This window comes from Mycobacterium sp. NPDC003449 (assembly GCF_053588415.1).
The window spans coordinates 1-15,379 of record NZ_JBSFPX010000182.1 but is presented as its reverse complement, the minus strand read 5'-3'; the positions used below and the strand labels follow the sequence as shown (position 1 = coordinate 15,379).

Annotated in this window: 16 protein-coding genes; 15 read left to right on the top strand and 1 reads right to left on the bottom strand. The window is 68.3% G+C overall.

Annotated elements, in window-relative coordinates; all coding sequences use genetic code 11:
* Positions 1-21: 21 nt before the first annotated feature.
* Together ACWDTP_RS31410 and ACWDTP_RS31405 are read left to right on the top strand one after the other, a co-directional pair.
* On the top strand, positions 22-753 hold the full coding sequence (locus tag ACWDTP_RS31410; RefSeq protein WP_450027121.1) for a GntR family transcriptional regulator: 732 nt from the start codon (positions 22-24) through the stop codon (positions 751-753).
* Positions 750-1,211 carry a RidA family protein gene (locus tag ACWDTP_RS31405; RefSeq protein WP_450027120.1) on the top strand — a complete coding sequence of 154 codons (462 nt, stop codon included), beginning with the start codon at positions 750-752 and terminating at the stop codon, positions 1,209-1,211. The genes ACWDTP_RS31410 and ACWDTP_RS31405 overlap by 4 nt, the downstream gene beginning before the upstream one ends.
* Before the next feature lies 1 nt (position 1,212).
* Here ACWDTP_RS31405 and ACWDTP_RS31400 read toward each other — a convergent pair whose 3' ends face one another.
* On the bottom strand, positions 1,213-1,800 hold the full coding sequence (locus ACWDTP_RS31400; RefSeq protein WP_450027119.1) for an SRPBCC family protein: 588 nt from the start codon (positions 1,798-1,800) through the stop codon (positions 1,213-1,215).
* Between the two features lie 110 nt (positions 1,801-1,910).
* Here ACWDTP_RS31400 and ACWDTP_RS31395 point away from each other — a divergent pair, with 110 nt between their 5' ends.
* The 13 genes from ACWDTP_RS31395 to ACWDTP_RS31335 form a co-directional block, all read left to right on the top strand.
* Positions 1,911-2,906 carry an LLM class flavin-dependent oxidoreductase gene (locus ACWDTP_RS31395; protein ID WP_450027118.1) on the top strand — a complete coding sequence of 332 codons (996 nt, stop codon included), beginning with the start codon at positions 1,911-1,913 and terminating at the stop codon, positions 2,904-2,906.
* A complete protein-coding gene (locus tag ACWDTP_RS31390; protein ID WP_450027117.1) occupies positions 2,899-3,192 on the top strand; it encodes a hypothetical protein in 294 nt (97 codons plus the stop codon). The genes ACWDTP_RS31395 and ACWDTP_RS31390 overlap by 8 nt, the downstream gene beginning before the upstream one ends.
* A 57-nt stretch (positions 3,193-3,249) precedes the next feature.
* On the top strand, positions 3,250-4,233 hold the full coding sequence (locus ACWDTP_RS31385; protein ID WP_450027116.1) for an ABC transporter substrate-binding protein: 984 nt from the start codon (positions 3,250-3,252) through the stop codon (positions 4,231-4,233).
* A gap of 35 nt (positions 4,234-4,268) precedes the next feature.
* Positions 4,269-5,069 carry an ABC transporter ATP-binding protein gene (locus tag ACWDTP_RS31380; protein WP_450027115.1) on the top strand — a complete coding sequence of 267 codons (801 nt, stop codon included), beginning with the start codon at positions 4,269-4,271 and terminating at the stop codon, positions 5,067-5,069.
* Positions 5,066-5,917, top strand: a complete 852-nt coding sequence (locus tag ACWDTP_RS31375) for an ABC transporter permease (RefSeq protein WP_450027114.1) — start codon at positions 5,066-5,068, stop codon at positions 5,915-5,917. The genes ACWDTP_RS31380 and ACWDTP_RS31375 overlap by 4 nt, the downstream gene beginning before the upstream one ends.
* Positions 5,914-6,714, top strand: a complete 801-nt coding sequence (locus tag ACWDTP_RS31370) for an ABC transporter permease (RefSeq protein ID WP_450027113.1) — start codon at positions 5,914-5,916, stop codon at positions 6,712-6,714. Before ACWDTP_RS31375 ends, ACWDTP_RS31370 begins: the two co-directional genes overlap by 4 nt.
* Complete coding sequence (locus ACWDTP_RS31365; protein WP_450027112.1) at positions 6,711-9,026, top strand: xanthine dehydrogenase family protein molybdopterin-binding subunit; 2,316 nt, start codon at positions 6,711-6,713, stop codon at positions 9,024-9,026. The genes ACWDTP_RS31370 and ACWDTP_RS31365 overlap by 4 nt, the downstream gene beginning before the upstream one ends.
* Complete coding sequence (locus tag ACWDTP_RS31360; RefSeq protein WP_450027111.1) at positions 9,023-9,904, top strand: FAD binding domain-containing protein; 882 nt, start codon at positions 9,023-9,025, stop codon at positions 9,902-9,904. Before ACWDTP_RS31365 ends, ACWDTP_RS31360 begins: the two co-directional genes overlap by 4 nt.
* Positions 9,891-10,397: a (2Fe-2S)-binding protein gene (locus tag ACWDTP_RS31355; protein WP_450027110.1), complete on the top strand. Its 507-nt coding sequence runs from the start codon at positions 9,891-9,893 to the stop codon at positions 10,395-10,397. The genes ACWDTP_RS31360 and ACWDTP_RS31355 overlap by 14 nt, the downstream gene beginning before the upstream one ends.
* Complete coding sequence (locus tag ACWDTP_RS31350; RefSeq protein ID WP_450027109.1) at positions 10,397-11,404, top strand: FUSC family protein; 1,008 nt, start codon at positions 10,397-10,399, stop codon at positions 11,402-11,404. Before ACWDTP_RS31355 ends, ACWDTP_RS31350 begins: the two co-directional genes overlap by 1 nt.
* A gap of 67 nt (positions 11,405-11,471) precedes the next feature.
* Positions 11,472-12,689 carry an amidohydrolase family protein gene (locus ACWDTP_RS31345; RefSeq protein WP_450027108.1) on the top strand — a complete coding sequence of 406 codons (1,218 nt, stop codon included), beginning with the start codon at positions 11,472-11,474 and terminating at the stop codon, positions 12,687-12,689.
* A gap of 25 nt (positions 12,690-12,714) precedes the next feature.
* Positions 12,715-13,902, top strand: coding sequence for an acyl-CoA dehydrogenase family protein (locus ACWDTP_RS31340; RefSeq protein WP_450027107.1), 1,188 nt, complete (start codon positions 12,715-12,717; stop codon positions 13,900-13,902).
* Positions 13,903-13,936: 34 nt separating this feature from the next.
* Positions 13,937-15,379: thiamine pyrophosphate-dependent enzyme (locus ACWDTP_RS31335; RefSeq protein ID WP_450027106.1), on the top strand; the 1,443-nt coding region annotated here is incomplete at its 3' end.

The window sequence follows — 15,379 nt, the reverse complement described above, 5'->3', positions numbered from 1 at the left end:
TATTAGGGAAAGCGAGACCCGATGCCACCGCGAACAGCCACCCGGCGCACAGCAGCCGCCTCCGACGGCGGCAGCGCGCCGCGGTCAGACTTCGTCCGGCCCAAAACCGCCCAGCAGGCGGTCGCCGAGGCGCTGCGCCGCGATATCACCAGTGGCAAGCTCGCGCCGGGCAGCTGGATCGTGCAGGAGAGCCTGGCCGAGCAGTTCGGCATGTCGCGGATCCCGATCCGCGAGGCGCTGAAGACGCTCGAGGCCGAGGAGTACATCACCTACGTCCCGCACAGCGGGTACCGGGTGGCCAAGCTGGGGCTCGACGAGCTGGTCGAAGTGTTCCGCCTGCGCGACATCCTGGAGGCCGAGCTGATCCGCGACGCCATCCCCGTGATCACCGATGAGGTGGTCGAGGCCATGCGCACCGAGATGGCCGAGATGGACCGGGCGGCCGCCGAAGGGGACCTGATCGCGGTGGGTCTGGCCAACCGCCGGTTTCATTTCCTCACCTTCGAGGCGAGCCGGCTGGCGCGGACCAAGCGCATCGTGACCCAGTTGTGGAACACCGCCGACGCCTACCGCCCGCTCTACGCCCATCTGATGGACCTGGCCAAGGTGAACAGTGAGCACGTGCTGCTGGTGAACGCGATGGCCGAGCGGGATGTCGAGCGGGCGGTCGCGCTCAACCACGAACACCGGCTGCACGCGATCGGTCATCTGTACGCGGTGTTCGGCCGCGAGGATTCCGCATCGACGTCGTGACACCGCGGAACCGGTTGGCGGCGTTGGGATTCGAGCTGCCCTCGCCGGCCGGGCCGAAGGGTGTGTACTTTCCCAGCCGGCGCTGCGGTGACCAGCTGTGGATTTCGGGGACAACGGCCAGGCGTCCGGACGATCCCGGCGCGGTGGGCGTCGTCGGTGCGGACGTGACGGCCGAACAGGCGGGTGCGCAGGCACGGTTCGCGGCGATGAATCTGCTCGCCGCGGTCGACGCGGCCGTCGGCCTCGATGCGGTGACCGCGCTGGTGCACCTGCGCGGCTATGTGCGGGCGGCACCGGATTTCGCCGACCATCCGGCGGTGATCGACGGCGCCTCGAGGCTGCTGATCGACGTGTTCGGGGAGCGCTGTGGTGCGCACGCCCGCACCGCAGTCGGGGTGGCGTCACTGCCCGGCGGGGCCTGTGTCGAACTCGAACTCGTCGCGGCCGTGCGCGGCTGAATCAGGCCAGCCGCTCGGCGGTGCGCCCGATGGCCAGGCCGAGCGCGACGCCGGCCAGCGCCGTGACCGCGATGGTCAGCCAGTCGTTCTCGCGAACCCGCGGGCGTGGTGCGTCCGGCTGCGCGGTGACCACGGCGGCGCCCGCCGGCGCGGTGATGTGCGCGTTGAGCCTGCGGACGAACTGGCCGATGATCCGGTTGCTCACCTGCGAGATCACACCGCTGCCGAACTGCGCGATACGGCCGCCGAGCTCGAGGTCGGTCCGCACGGTCACCGCGGCCCGCCCCCCGTCGTCACGGGCCGACATCGTGACCGTCGCCTCCGCGGTGCCGTTGCCCTTGCGGTCCCTGGCCTGCCCGCGGACCACCATCTGGTGTGCGGTGTCGTCGCGGCTGACCACGGTCGCGGTGCCGGAGAGGGTGAGCCCGACCGGGCCCACCTTGACCGCGACCCTGGCCCGGTAGTCGGTACCGTCGTGGCCTTCGAGTTCGGCGCCGGGAATGCATCCGACCACACCGGGGATGTCGGTCAGCGCCGCCCATGCGATATCCAGCGGCGCGTCGACGGAGAACTCGTTGACCAGTTGCATGACGCTTGCTGTCCTCTCTCGGGTAACTCGATCGCCGGTTCCGGTTGTGTGACCAGAACGACCCCCTTACGATTGGATACGATATCCAACGTCGCCGCAGGAGGTCGAGAGTGCTGAGTAAAGGGGTCGGTCTGTTTCCGACCGAGCCGGTGGGCACGATGTGCGAATACGTCCGGCTCAGTGAATCGCTGGGCTACGACAACGTGTGGTTCGGCGACTCACAGAACATCTGGCGAGAGTCGTCGACGGTGATGGGTGCCGCCGCCGTCGGGACCGAACGCATCGTGTTCGGCACCGGCGTGACCAACTCGGTGACCCGTCATCAATCGCTGCTGGCGTCCACCTGGGCGACGCTCTCCGAGTTCACCGGCGGCCGGGTGGCACTGGGCATCGGGACCGGTGACTCGTCGTTGCGCACCATGGGCCTCAAACCGCTCAAGCTCGCCGAACTGGAACGTTCGATCGGCGAGCTACGGACACTGTTCAAAGGTGAGAAGGTGGTGGAGCCGACCAGCGGCGCCGAGTATCACCTGAACTATCTGAACGAGCCGATGAACATTCCGATCTACATCGCGGCCTCCGCGCCCAAGATTCTGCGGATGTCCGGCCGGATCGCCGATGGCGTGATCGTGTTGGTCGGCACCGCACCGCATTTCATCGAGGCGGCGCTAAAGACGATCGAGGCCGGTGCCGCCGAGAGTGGCCGCACCCTGGCCGATCTGCACATCGTGCTGTGGACGCCGACGGCGATCGACCAGGATCGCACCAAGGCGCGCGACCTGGTGCGGGCGCATGTGTCCCGGGTGGCGATCCGCCCCCTTCCGGCCAAGGTGGAGCCGTCACTGGAGAAGGCGATCGACCGGATCCGGGAGACCTACAACTACTACGAGCACATGAACACCGAGGCCTCGCACGCCGATCTGGTCCCCGACGAGCTGGTGGACCTGTTCGCGCTGGCCGGTACCCCGGACGAGTGTGCGCAGCGGCTCAAGGAGGTCGAGGCGCTCGGCGTGGACCAGGTGTCGATCGTCCCGTTCGTGCGCCCCGGTGAGAGTCGCGCACCGACCATCCGCACGTTCGCCGAGATCGTCGGCGGCCATGGCTGAACCGGCGGCCGCGCCCGGCGTCGCCGCGTTTCCCGCCCCGGGGAGCGCGGTGCCCGGTGCCCCGCCGGCACTGCGGCGGGCGCTGAGCCCGGCCGACGGTGTGAGCGTGGCCGCGGCCGATGCCCGCGAAGCCCCGGCCGCCGAACCGGTACCCAGTGGACCGGGCGCGTCCGGCGGGTCTCGGTTCACCGCGGCCGCGGCATTACTGGGTGTGGCGCTGGGGCTGGAACTGGCCGGTGTGATCGCGCATGGCGCAGGCCGGTCCCGTCGGTCGATGTTGACCTAGATCACAGCGTTTCGTATAGTGTATCCAATATTCACCGTCCCTCCGGAGGTTGCGCGGATGTCCCTGTTCCCCAAAGTCTTCGCCGCGGCGTGTACCGCGGTCGCACTCATCGCCGGGGCGACGGCCTGCGCGGACGAGTCAGCCGGTCCCGAGAGCGGTGGCACGGATGCGCTGAGCATCTCGGCGACCGGTGTCGACAGCCTGCCGTTCATGGCCATCCTTCAGGTCGGGATCGACAAGGGCTGGTTCAAGGAGCAGGGAGTCAACGTCGACCTGTACTCCGGTGGTGGCGGCGGTAACACCCTGCGGGTCGTCACCAGTGGTGACGCCGATATGGCGATCGCGGGCAACAGCTCGGTGATCCTGGCCGCCCAGCAACCGAATGCGAATCTCAAGGTGGTCGCACCGTGGTTCCAGATGAACGATTTCTCCTGGATCTCCCCGCCCGGCCGCAAGATCGAGAACGCCACGCTGGGATTCAGCTCGGCCGGGTCGTCGACCGAACTGATCGTCAAGGGCCTGGAACGCAAGCTCGGGGTGAAGTCGCAGGCCGTCGGCCCGATGGGGGACAACTGGACGGCCGCCAAGGCCGGCCAGATCACCGCGGGCTGGGCCATGCAGCCGTTCATCGCCGACAAGCAGGCATCCGATCACGCTGAGGTACTTGTCGATTCGCGCGATGTCGTCGGCGACCTGCCCGCCGACCTGGTCGCGGTCAACGCCGAATACGCCGAGCAGAACCCCGAGAACGTCCGCGACTTCTTCGTGGTGGCCAACCGCCTCAACGAATGGCTCGTGGCCAATCCCGACGAGGCCGCCACCGAGATCGCCCCACTGGTCGGGGTGTCCCCTGAGGTGATGAAGGCCGCCTTCGCCAACAACCCCGACCTGGCCAAGGGATACTCGCTGAAGGTCGACACCGCGGGCCTGACCAACCTGTCGGACCTGATGGTGGCCGCGGGCCAGATCGCCGAGCCGATCGACTGGGCCGGCGTGCTCGACCAGCAGTACCTGCCCGACGACGCGCGGGCCGAATTCTGAGCCAGGACAGCCCATCCAACTCCGGGAGGCAACCCATGGATCGTGACGGAATCCGGATCGAAGACGTATCGGTCGTCTTCGACGCTCCGGCTGGAGCGGTGACGGCAGTCACCGGAATCACCCAGCATGTGCCGCATTCGAGCTTCGTGTCCATCGTCGGGCCGAGCGGATGCGGGAAATCCACGCTGCTGGCCGTGATCTCGGGATTACAGAAGGCCACCACCGGCAAGGTTCAGGTGGCCGGCAAACCCGTCACCGGACCCGACCCGTCGATCGGCGTGGTCTTCCAGGAGGACTCCACCCTGCCGTGGCGCACGGTCGAGGAGAACGTGGCCTTCGCCATGGAGATGATCGGCACCGACAAGGCCGATCGGCGCAGGCGGGTCAAGGAGGCGATCGAACTCGTCGGCCTCGGCGGATTCGAGAAGTCCTACCCGTCCATGCTGTCGGGCGGGATGCGGCAACGCGTCGCCCTGGCCCGCACGCTCGCGGTGCAACCCGAGGTGGTGCTGATGGACGAGCCGTTCGCGGCACTGGACCAGCAGACCCGCCTGTTCCTGGGTGCCGAGGTCCGCCAGATCTGGGCCAGCACCCATCAGACCATCGTGTTCGTCACCCACGACATCTCCGAGGCCATTCTGCTCTCCCAGCAGGTCTGGGTGATGTCCTACCGGCCCGGTTCGATCATCGATGTCGTCGATATCGACCTCCCCGCCGAACGGGACGCGAGCATGGTGTCGACACCGCAGTTCAACGAGTTGCAGAACCGGATCTGGACGTCACTGCAGGCCGAGTCCATGCGTGGATTCAAGCAGCAGGAGGCCGCCACCACGTGACGACTTCCTACGTGGCACAAGACGATCTGCCCACCGAGACGATGACACCCAACTCCGGCAAACCGCCGTCGGCCCCTCGCAAACGCCGGATGAGCAACTTCGCGCTGAGCGGAGTCTCGACCGCGGTGCTGCTCATCGTGTTCGTGGTGATCGGCGAGGTCGGCGCCCGCGCCGACCTGTGGAGCGATCGCGTCATGCCGGCCCCCTCGATCGTCCTGACCGAACTGGGCCGGCTGCTGGGCCAGGCACAGTTCTGGCAGGACGCCGCCCGCACCGGCGTCGAGGTCGCGTTCGCCATCGTGTTGGGCAGCCTGTTCGGATTCGCCGCCGGGCTGATCTTCTGGAAACTGCCGGCGGTGGGCCGGATCTTCGAGCCCTACCTGGTGTCGTTCTACGCGGTGCCGTTGGTGCTGTTCTATCCGGTGATGATCGTCCTGGTCGGGATCAACGCCACATCGGTGATCATCCTGGCGACCGTCATGGCGGCCATCCCGATGGCGCTGAACACCGCCGTCGGGCTCAACTCGATGCCGCCGGTGTACATGAAACTGGCCCGCTCCGTGACGGCCTCGCCGCGCCAGACCCTGTTCGCCATCGCGATTCCGGCCGCCGGCCCGTTCATCGTCGCCGGCCTGCGGCTCGCGGTGGTGTACGCGCTGATCGGCACCATCGCCATGGAGTTCACCACGGCCCAGGCCGGGCTCGGTTACCGCATCCGCTACCTGTACGAGATCTTCAACAACAACGAGATGTTCGCCTACATCGCGGTGGTGCTCGTGCTGTCGTGCATTCTCACGGCCCTGCTGGCCGTGGTGGAGCGCGTCCTGCTGCGAGGGAGGAACCGATGACCCAGGCAGTGGACAAGACCGCGGCGCCGGCACCGGCACAGCGAACCGCGCCGGGGGCGCAGCGGTGGCGGGCGATCCTGGGCAATCAGGCCGTCGGCGCGACCGCGCTGGCGGTGCTGATGCTGATCGTCTGGGAGGTGTTCTCCGACCTGACCTTCGTGATCCCCTCGCCGGTGCGCACCGTCGGTGTGCTCATCGAGAACCTGTCCGATCCGGCGTACCTTTTCGATCTTCGGGTCACCGCACAATCGGTGTTCCTGGCGTTCGTCGTCGGGACCGCCGTCGGCGGCGCATTGGGGCTGCTGCTCGGGCTGTTCGATAAGCTGCGGGTGATGTTCGAGCCGATGTTGATCGTGCTCAACGGAATTCCCAAGATCGTGCTCTATCCGGTGCTGTTGCCGATCTTCAGCCTGACCGGCTCCAAGGTCGTCATGGGGGTGCTGTTCGCGCTGTTCCCGGTGCTGATCAATGTGTCCACCGGGGTGCAGGAGATCCCGCGCGTCTACTGGAAGCTGGCCCGTTCGGTACAGGCCAACGCCTGGCAGATGCTGGCCCACATCATCATTCCCGCGATCCGGCGGCCGCTGCTGACCGGTATCCGGCTGGCCGTCAGCCTCGCCGTGGTCGGCGTGGTGCTCTCGGAGTTCTTCGCCACCAGAAGGGGATTGGGCCGGGTGGTGCTGCAGGCCTACAGCCACGGTGACTACCCGTCCATGGTCGCCACCATCATGCTGCTGATCACGATCTCGTTCGGTATCTCGATCGCATTGTGGCAGTGGGAGAAACGACTCCATTGAGTGGTCACATCGGCAACTCGGTGCGGCGACGGGAGGACGAGAGACTGCTCGGCGGGCACGGCCGGTTCGTCGCGGACTACGCGGCCCGTGCCCACCATGTGGTCTTCGCCCGGTCCACCGAACCGCACGCCGAGATCGCGCGCATCGATGTCGCGGCGGCCCAACGGATGCCCGGCGTCCTCGGGGTATTCACCGCCGGCGACCTCGGCCTTTGCGGTGTCCCGATCCCGACCCTGACCACGCCCGATCCCCAGTTCACCGCCGCCACCTCGTGCGTGCTGGCCGAACAGCGGCTGCCCATCCTGGCCTCGGACCGCGTGCACTACGCCGGCCAGCCGATCGCGATCGTCGTCGCGGAGGACCGCTACCAGGCCGAAGACGCGCTGGAGAGCATCGAGGTCGACTACCGGACACGTCCCGCGGTCACCGACCCACTGGACGCGCTCGATCCGGGGTGCCCCGCGCTCTTCGCGCATCTCGACGGCAACGAGGCCGCCCGGCTGTCCTACTCCTTCGGCGATCCCGACAGTGCATTCGACTCCGCGGCAACGGTTGTCACCGGCACGTACCGAATGCACCGGCATGGCGCGGTGCCACTGGAATGTCGCGGGGTGCTCGCGGAGTTCGATTCCCGGCGCAACCGGGTCGAGGTGACCACGTCGACGCAGGTTCCGCATATGGTGCGCAACGCCATCTGTGCGGTCACGGGCTGGTCGCGCCAGGACGTCAAGGTGTCGGTGCCCGACGTCGGTGGGGGATTCGGCACCAAGGCCAACGTGTACGCCGAGGAGATCCTGCTCGCGCTGCTCGCGCAGCGCACCGGTGGCCGGCTGATCTGGGTGGAAGACCGCCAGGAACACCTGGTGGCGAGCGCACAGGGGCGCGATCAGATCCACCGCACCCGCCTGGCGGTCGACCATGACGGCCGGATCCTGGCCTGGGCCGACGATTTCGTCGTCGACATCGGGGCGGGCAGCCTCTGGGTGTCCGGCATCATCGCCAACACCGCGATCCACCTCCTCGGCCCGTACCGGATACCGGCCGCCGATATCGCCGGCCGGGCGGTGCTGACCAACAAGACGCTGGTGGCCCAATATCGTGGTGCCGGCCGGCCCGAGGCGACGTTCGCACTCGAACGCAGCCTGGACGCCGCGGCCGCGGAACTCGGCCTGCCGATCGAGGAGATCCGCAGGCGCAATCTCCTCACCGGTGCCGACCTGCCCTACCCGCGACCGATCCCGTACCGGGACGGGGTGCCGATCAGCTACGACGGCGGCGATTACCTGGCGTGCCTGGAATCGGTGCTCGACGCGCTGCCTCGGGACGAGGTGACGGTCTGTGCGGCAACGCATCCGCAGTACCGGGTTGGCTACGGTCTGTCGTCGTATCTGGAGGCCACGGGTCGTGGCCCACACGAGACCGCGCGGATCCGGCTGCTGCCCGACGGGCGGTTCGAGGTGACCGCGGGCGCCGCGTCCGCCGGACAGGGACACGAGACGGTTTTCGCCCAGGTCGGTGCGCAGGCGCTGGCGGTGCCGATGGCCCAGGTGTCGTATGTGCCTGCGGATACCGAGCGATTGCCCGACGGGGTGGGTACCTTCGCCAGCCGCTCGGCGGTACTGGCCGGTTCGGCCATCCATGAGGCGGCGGGTCGGCTCATCGAGCTGGCGGTGGACCGGGTGGCGACGGTGGCGGGCTGCGACCGGGCCGACGTGCAGTACGCCGAAGGACGTTTCCACATCGCGACCGACCACGCGATCGGCTGGGCCGATCTGGCCCGCGATATGGCGGTGGGCGGTGACCAGGAGAACGGTGGCGCACTCGATGTCACCGCCGTGTACCGGGTGCCCACGGTGACCTGGACGATGGGTGTGCACGCGGCGATCGTCGGGGTGCACCGGCGGACCGGCATTGTGAAGGTGCTGCGGTACGCGGTCTCCCATGAAGGCGGCCGGGAGATCAACCCGAAGATCGTCGAGGGACAGATCATCGGCGGAGTCGCCCAGGGCGTGGGTGGGGCGTTGTTCGAGCAGTGGCGCTATTCGGATTCGGGTCAGCCGCAGTCGACCACGTTCGCCGCCTACCACCTGCCGTTGTCCACCGACGTGCCGCAGGTGCGGGTCCGGCACCTGCATGTTGACACCCCGGTCAATCCGATCGGTGTGCGCGGCGCGGGGGAGAGCGGCACCATCGCCGTCTACTCGGCGCTCGCCGGCGCGGTCGACGATGCCCTCGGCGGGCGGATTCATATCGACACCACGCCGATATCCACCGGTGCGGTATACCGCGCACTGGTCGGGGTGGCGTCGTGAAACCGGCTCCGTTCCAGTATCTTCGACCCGAATCGGTCGGTGAGGCGCTCGAGCAGCTCGCCGCATACCCCGACGCCAAACTGATGGCGGGCGGCCAGTCACTGATGGCGCTGATGAATCTGCGGCTGGCCCGGCCGGGCGTGATCATCGACATCGGCAGGCTCGACGAACTCAGACGCATCTTCGACGACACCGACGACCTGATCCTCGGCGCGTTGGTCACTCACCGCACCGTCGAGGTCGATCCGGTGATCACCGCCCGCGCCCCGCTGCTCGCCGACGCCGCCGGCTATATCGGCCACATCGGCATCCGCAACCGCGGCACCATCGGAGGGTCGGTCGCCCATGCCGACCCCTCAGCCGAAATGCCTTTGGTGACATTGGTTCTCGGGGCGACGTTCCACGTCGATTCGGCATCGGCGGGCAGGCGCCAGGTCAGCGCCGAGGACATGTTCGTCTCGTTCTACACCAACGCCCTGGAACCCGATGAGATCATCACCTGGATCTCGGTACCCGGTATCCGGCACACCCAGGGCTGGGGGTTCGTCGAATACGCGCACCAGCATGGGGATTACGGGCTGGCCGGGGCAGGTTGTCTGCTCGATGTCGGTGCGGACGGCCGGATCGCATCGGTCCGTTGCGCGGTGCTCAGCGCGGCGGACCGGCCGCTGCTGTTCGTCGGCGACGACGCCGTCGGCGAGCGGCCGTCGGCGACTCTGTGGCAGGAACTGGCCGCCGGTTGGGCCCGCACTACCGAGCCGTCCTCCGAGGATCCCGATTACTCCCGCCGGTTGTGTGAGACGGCCATGGTGGCGGCCCTCACCGATGCGCAGCGGCGGGTCGGCGAACGACAGGAGGGGCTCGATGCGGCACACTGACACGGCCGATCAGATTGCCGGGGTGGCGATATCGGTCGTGGTCAACGGCAGGCTCGTGCAACGCACGGTGGCACCCCGGTTGATGCTGGCCGATTTCCTGCGCGACGAGTTGGGCCTGACCGGCACGCACCTCGGGTGTGAGCACGGGGTGTGCGGCGCGTGTTCGGTGTTCGTCGACGGGCGCAGCATGCGGACCTGCCTGATGTTGGCGGTCCAGGTGGACGGTCTGCGGGTGACCACCGTGGAGGGGCTCGACGAGTTCGAGGAGACCGCCCGGCTGCGGCAGGCGTTCTCCGAGCGCGGCGGCCTGCAGTGCGGTTTCTGCACCCCGGGGTTCCTGGTGACGGCCGTGGAACTGCTGCGCGACCCGAACACCGACAAACCGCTGACCGAGGATTCGGTGCGGGAGGCGCTGTCGGGCAACATCTGCCGCTGTACCGGTTATCAGGGCATCGTGCGTGCGGTCCTCGACGCCGCCGAACCAGCCGGGTGATGCCGGCCCGGCTCCGGACGCCGGACCTGCTGCGCCCGGTCGGCAGCAGCCGCTGGGGAATGGCGGGCGCACTTGCGGTTTCGCTGGGTGCGGTGCTGGTCGTGACGGCGCTGTCCGGACGGGCCGAACTGGGATCGGCGGTCGGCCTCGGTTTCGTCCTGACCGCGGTTCCCGAACTGCCGACCACGATGCGGGCGGCCCTGCAGGTGATCGGGGTGCGGGCGGCGACGGTGCTGGTCGGTGGGGGCGTCGTGGTCCTGGCCGCCCCCCATGCCCTGGTGCTGGGCGTTGCCACCGTGGCGGCGGCCATGTTCGGTGCGCTGGTGCCGCGGGTCGGGGCGACGGCCGGCCTCGCGGTGGTGCTGCTGGCGATCGATCTGGACGGCGCCACCCGGCCGACCGCGCTGTGGCCCTATGCGGTCGGTGCGGCGGTGGTGTTGTCGGCGTGGCTGGGCTGGTTCGGTGCCGCCAGGGTCATGCGGGAGGTAGCCGACGACGATTCCAGGAGCGGTGACGATTTGGCCAAGGGCCGAAGCGAACCCGACGTGGGTCACGCGCTGCGGGTCGGTGCCGCAGTGGGGCTCGCGGTCGGTGTGGCGGCCCTGCTGCCCGCCGAGATGGTCGGTGGGCACTGGCTGGTCACCAGCGTGCTGCTGACCGTCCAGCCCGGCCGGGCGAAGACCGGAATGCGGTTGGCTCAGCGGCTTTCGGGTAACACCGTCGGTGCCGTCATCGCCGCGGCGCTGCTGGGTGCGCAACCGCCCGCGCCGGCGGTGATCGCGATGACCGTGCTGCTCTTTCTGCTCGCCATGGCCCTGCGACCGGTCAACTACACCTGGTGGGCGATCACCGGGCCACCGGTGCTGCTGGTGATCAGCGAATACCCCGCACTGTTCCCGTGGTACGAGGGTGGCGTGCGGCTGGCGATGAACCTCGGCGGAGCGCTGATCGTGCTGCTGGTGGTCTTCGCCGTTCCGATGCTGGGCGGCCCGAACCGACGACGATAGGGGCCCACCTCTGTACCCGATCACAATTATCGGATAGTGTATACAAAATCCAAACTTGGGAGGTTGTGTGACGACGCTGCTCGTGGAGGACATCGGTCTCCTGGTGCACGGTGACAGCGCGCTGCGGCCGCTGCGCGACACCACGCTGCTGATCGAGGACGGCCGTGTCGCCGGTATCGGCGTCGACCATCCCCACCCGGACCAGGTGCTGTCGGCGGGCGGCCTGACCGTGATGCCGGGCCTGGTCGACGGCCATGTGCACCCGACCTTCGGTGAGTGGACGCCCGCGCAGAATTCGATCGGATGGATCGGCAACTATCTGCAGGGCGGCACCACGTCCATGGTGTCGGCGGGTGAACTGCACATCCCCGGTCTGGACTTCGGTGGGCTCACCCCCGAACTGGTGCTGAGCATCGCGATCACCTCACGGCACACCACCGGCCGGGCCCGGCCGTCCGGAGTCAAGGTCAACTCCGGCACCGTGCTGCTAGTGCCCGGTATGACCGAGGAGCATTTCGACCGGGCGCAGCGCGAGGGTATCCGGCACCTGAAATTCATCTTCTACGACTGGAACCGGCTCGGCGACGGCGAGGCGCAGCGCTATGTGCAGTGGGCACACGAGCGCGGGATGACGGTGAAGATGCACTCGGGCGGGGTGTCGCGGTCGGGTTCCAGCCGCGTCGCGGGCCGCGATGTCGCCGCCGCGGTGCGTCCCGACATCATCGGCCACATCTCCGGCGGGCCGATCCCGTCGCCGGACGAGGATATCGTCGGCATCATCGCCGACCTGCCGTCGGCGGCCATCGAGGTGTGCAGCTCGATGAACTACCGGGCGACCAGACTGGTCGCCGAACAGTTGTCCGCCCGAGGCGAACTGGAGCGGCTCACGTTGGGCACCGACACCCCCGGCGGCACCGGCGTCATCCCCCGCGGAATGCTGCGCAACATCTGCTTCCTGGCCTCCATCTGCGGCGTCGATCCGCTGGCCGCGGTGGCCGCGGCCACCGGCCAGACCGCCAGGGCGCACGGCTTGGACACCGGCGTCCTCACCGAAGGCGCACCCGCGGACCTGCTGGTGCTCGGCCCGATCACCGGCTCGACCGGCGGGGATGCGCTGGAGTGCTTCGCGCTCGGCGACCTGCCCGGGATCGCGGCGGTCCTCGTCGACGGGGTGCCCCTGGTCCGGACCCGCAGTGAGCAGACCCCACCGCCCAGCCGCGCGGTCACCTGGCGAGGCGATCCGGCGCCGTCCGCTCCGCCCCCTGCCCGCACCGGATGTTGCTGACCGATAGTCAAGGAGTGTAGAAGAGATGGCAGAAGGCGCTGTGGCCCAACGAAACTCAGCTGACACCCTGTTCGGTGTCGATACTCTGCTCAGCGACGAGGAACGCGAGATCCGCGACACCGTCCGTTCCGTCGTCGAGCGCAGCATCAGCCCCCACATCGCGGGCTGGTATGAGAACGGTGAACTGCCGGCCCGTGAGCTCGCCGCCGAACTCGGCGAACTCGGACTGCTCGGTATGCACCTGCAGGGCTACGGGTGCGCGGGCACCTCCGCGGTCGCCTACGGCCTGGCCTGCCTCGAACTGGAGGCGGGCGATTCCGGCATCCGGTCGTTGGTGAGTGTGCAGGGTTCGCTGGCGATGTACGCCATCTACGCCTTCGGCAGCGAGGAGCAGAAGGACCAGTGGCTGCCGGAGATGGCCGCGGGCCGCCGCATCGGCTGCTTCGGTCTCACCGAACCCGACCACGGTTCTAACCCGGCCGGCATGCGCACCAGGGCGACACGCTCGGGCGACGACTGGATTCTCAACGGCACCAAGATGTGGATCACCAACGGGTCGGTCGCCGATGTCGCGGTCGTATGGGCCCGCACCGAGGATGGTGTCCGCGGCTTCGTGATCCCCACCGACACACCGGGTTTCACCGCCAACACGATCAAATCCAAGATGTCGCTGCGCGCCTCGGTGACCAGCGAGCTGGTACTGGACGGGGTGCGCCTGCCCGACAGCGCCCGGCTGCCCGGCGCGACCAGCCTCGGAGCGCCGCTGCGCTGCCTGGGCGAGGCGCGGTTCGGCATCGTGTTCGGTGCCCTCGGCGCGGCCAGGGACTGCCTGCAGACCGCACTCGACTACGCGGTATCGCGCGAACAGTTCGGCAGGCCGATCGGCGGATTCCAGCTCACCCAGCAGAAACTCGCGGATATGACGCTGGAGTACGGGAAAGGTTATCTGCTGGCGCTGCACCTGGGCCGCCGTAAGGACGCCGGTGAACTGGTTCCCGATCAGGTCAGCCTCGGCAAGCTCAACAACGTGCGCGAGGCACTGGACATCGCCCGCACCGCCCGCACGATTCTGGGGGCCAGCGGTATCACGGCCGAATATCCGGTGATGCGCCACGCCAACAATCTCGAATCGGTATTGACCTACGAAGGCACCAGTGAGATGCATAGTCTGATCATCGGGCAGGCGCTCACCGGGATCGGCGCGTTTCGCTGACACCCATCGCGCCACGAGCTCAGGAGGAGGCCAGATGGCTGAACCCATCGACGAACATTTCACCAACTCAATCTCCGGGTTGACCGGATCCGGCACCGAGAACTGGCCGGATGCCACGGCCCTGTCCGTGCCGAAAGCGTTGGCGCTGTTCGACTCCCAGCTCGCCAGCCGCCATCTCGACCTCGCGGCCCGCTGGCTACGGTCGAAGGGCAGAGGCTTCTACACCATCGGCTCGTCCGGGCATGAGGGCAACGCCGCCGTCGCGGCCGCACTGCGACCCACCGACCCGGCGTTGCTGCACTACCGCTCCGGGGGCTTCTACCTGGCCCGCGCCGCCCAGGTCGACGGGTCCGATCCGGTCCGCGATGTCCTGCTCGGTCTGGTGGCCTCGACCAGCGAACCGATCTCGGGCGGGCGACACAAGGTGTTCGGCCACCACGACCTCGGGGTGATCCCGCAAACCTCGACCATCGCCTCGCACCTGCCCCGCGCGGTGGGTGTCGCGTTCTCGATCGCGCGGGCCCGCAAACTCGGCGTGGCCTGCCCCTGGCCCGACGACGCGGTGACGGTGTGCAGTTTCGGCGACGCCTCGGCGAATCATTCGACGGCCGTAGGTGCCATCAATGCCGCACTGCACGCCTCCTATGCGGGCCTGCCGATGCCGCTGCTGTTCGTGTGCGAGGACAACGGCATCGGGATCAGCACCAAGACGCCCCGCGGATGGGTGGCGCGCAGCTACGCCAACCGCGAGGGGCTGGCGTATTTCGCGGCCGACGGGTGCGACCTGACCGACGCATTCGACACCGCATCGGCCGCCGCGAACTGGGTGCGCAGCCATCGCAAGCCGGCGTTCCTGCACTTGAGCACCGTTCGGCTGATGGGCCACGCCGGGTCCGATTACGAGCCGTCCTATCGCAAACCCGACGAGATCCTGGCCGACTACGACCGGGACCCGGTGCTGCGGACCGCCAAAACACTTATCGCACATGGTGTCCTGACGCCTCAACAGGCGCTCGAACGTTACGAGGCGACCCGGGCCGCGGTGATCGGGCTGGCCGACGAGGTGAAGGAGTCGCCGCAACTCGACAGCACGGCCGCGGTGCTCGAACCGCTGCGGGAGACGCTGGAGGAGGCCAAGTCCGTTGCGGCCGCTGCGCCGGGACCGGCCGCCGACGGGCTCACCCTGGCCCTGGCCATCAACCGGGCGCTCAAAGACGTGCTGGCCGAACATCCCGAGGCTGTGGTGTTCGGCGAGGACGTCGCCCGTAAGGGGGGCGTCTACGGCGTCACCCGCGGCCTGCAGAGCAGCGCGGGCCCGGCCCGGGTGTTCGACACGCTGCTCGATGAACAGACCATCCTCGGCCTGGCGCTGGGCGCCGGGGTGTCCGGCCTGCTGCCGATCCCCGAGATCCAGTACCTCGCCTATCTGCACAACGCCGCCGACCAGATCCGCGGCGAGGGCGCCACCCTGCAGTTC

Bases quoted from the DNA above. Each gene is read 5' to 3' on its own strand.
- ACWDTP_RS31410 (WP_450027121.1), top strand. From the start codon at position 22: ATGCCACCGCGAACAGCCACCCGGCGCACAGCAGCCGCCTCCGACGGC.
- ACWDTP_RS31400 (WP_450027119.1), bottom strand. From the start codon at position 1,800: ATGCAACTGGTCAACGAGTTCTCCGTCGACGCGCCGCTGGATATCGCA.
- ACWDTP_RS31390 (WP_450027117.1), top strand. From the start codon at position 2,899: ATGGCTGAACCGGCGGCCGCGCCCGGCGTCGCCGCGTTTCCCGCCCCG.
- ACWDTP_RS31385 (WP_450027116.1), top strand. From the start codon at position 3,250: ATGTCCCTGTTCCCCAAAGTCTTCGCCGCGGCGTGTACCGCGGTCGCA.
- ACWDTP_RS31380 (WP_450027115.1), top strand. From the start codon at position 4,269: ATGGATCGTGACGGAATCCGGATCGAAGACGTATCGGTCGTCTTCGAC.
- ACWDTP_RS31370 (WP_450027113.1), top strand. From the start codon at position 5,914: ATGACCCAGGCAGTGGACAAGACCGCGGCGCCGGCACCGGCACAGCGA.
- ACWDTP_RS31355 (WP_450027110.1), top strand. From the start codon at position 9,891: ATGCGGCACACTGACACGGCCGATCAGATTGCCGGGGTGGCGATATCG.
- ACWDTP_RS31350 (WP_450027109.1), top strand. From the start codon at position 10,397: ATGCCGGCCCGGCTCCGGACGCCGGACCTGCTGCGCCCGGTCGGCAGC.
- ACWDTP_RS31340 (WP_450027107.1), top strand. From the start codon at position 12,715: ATGGCAGAAGGCGCTGTGGCCCAACGAAACTCAGCTGACACCCTGTTC.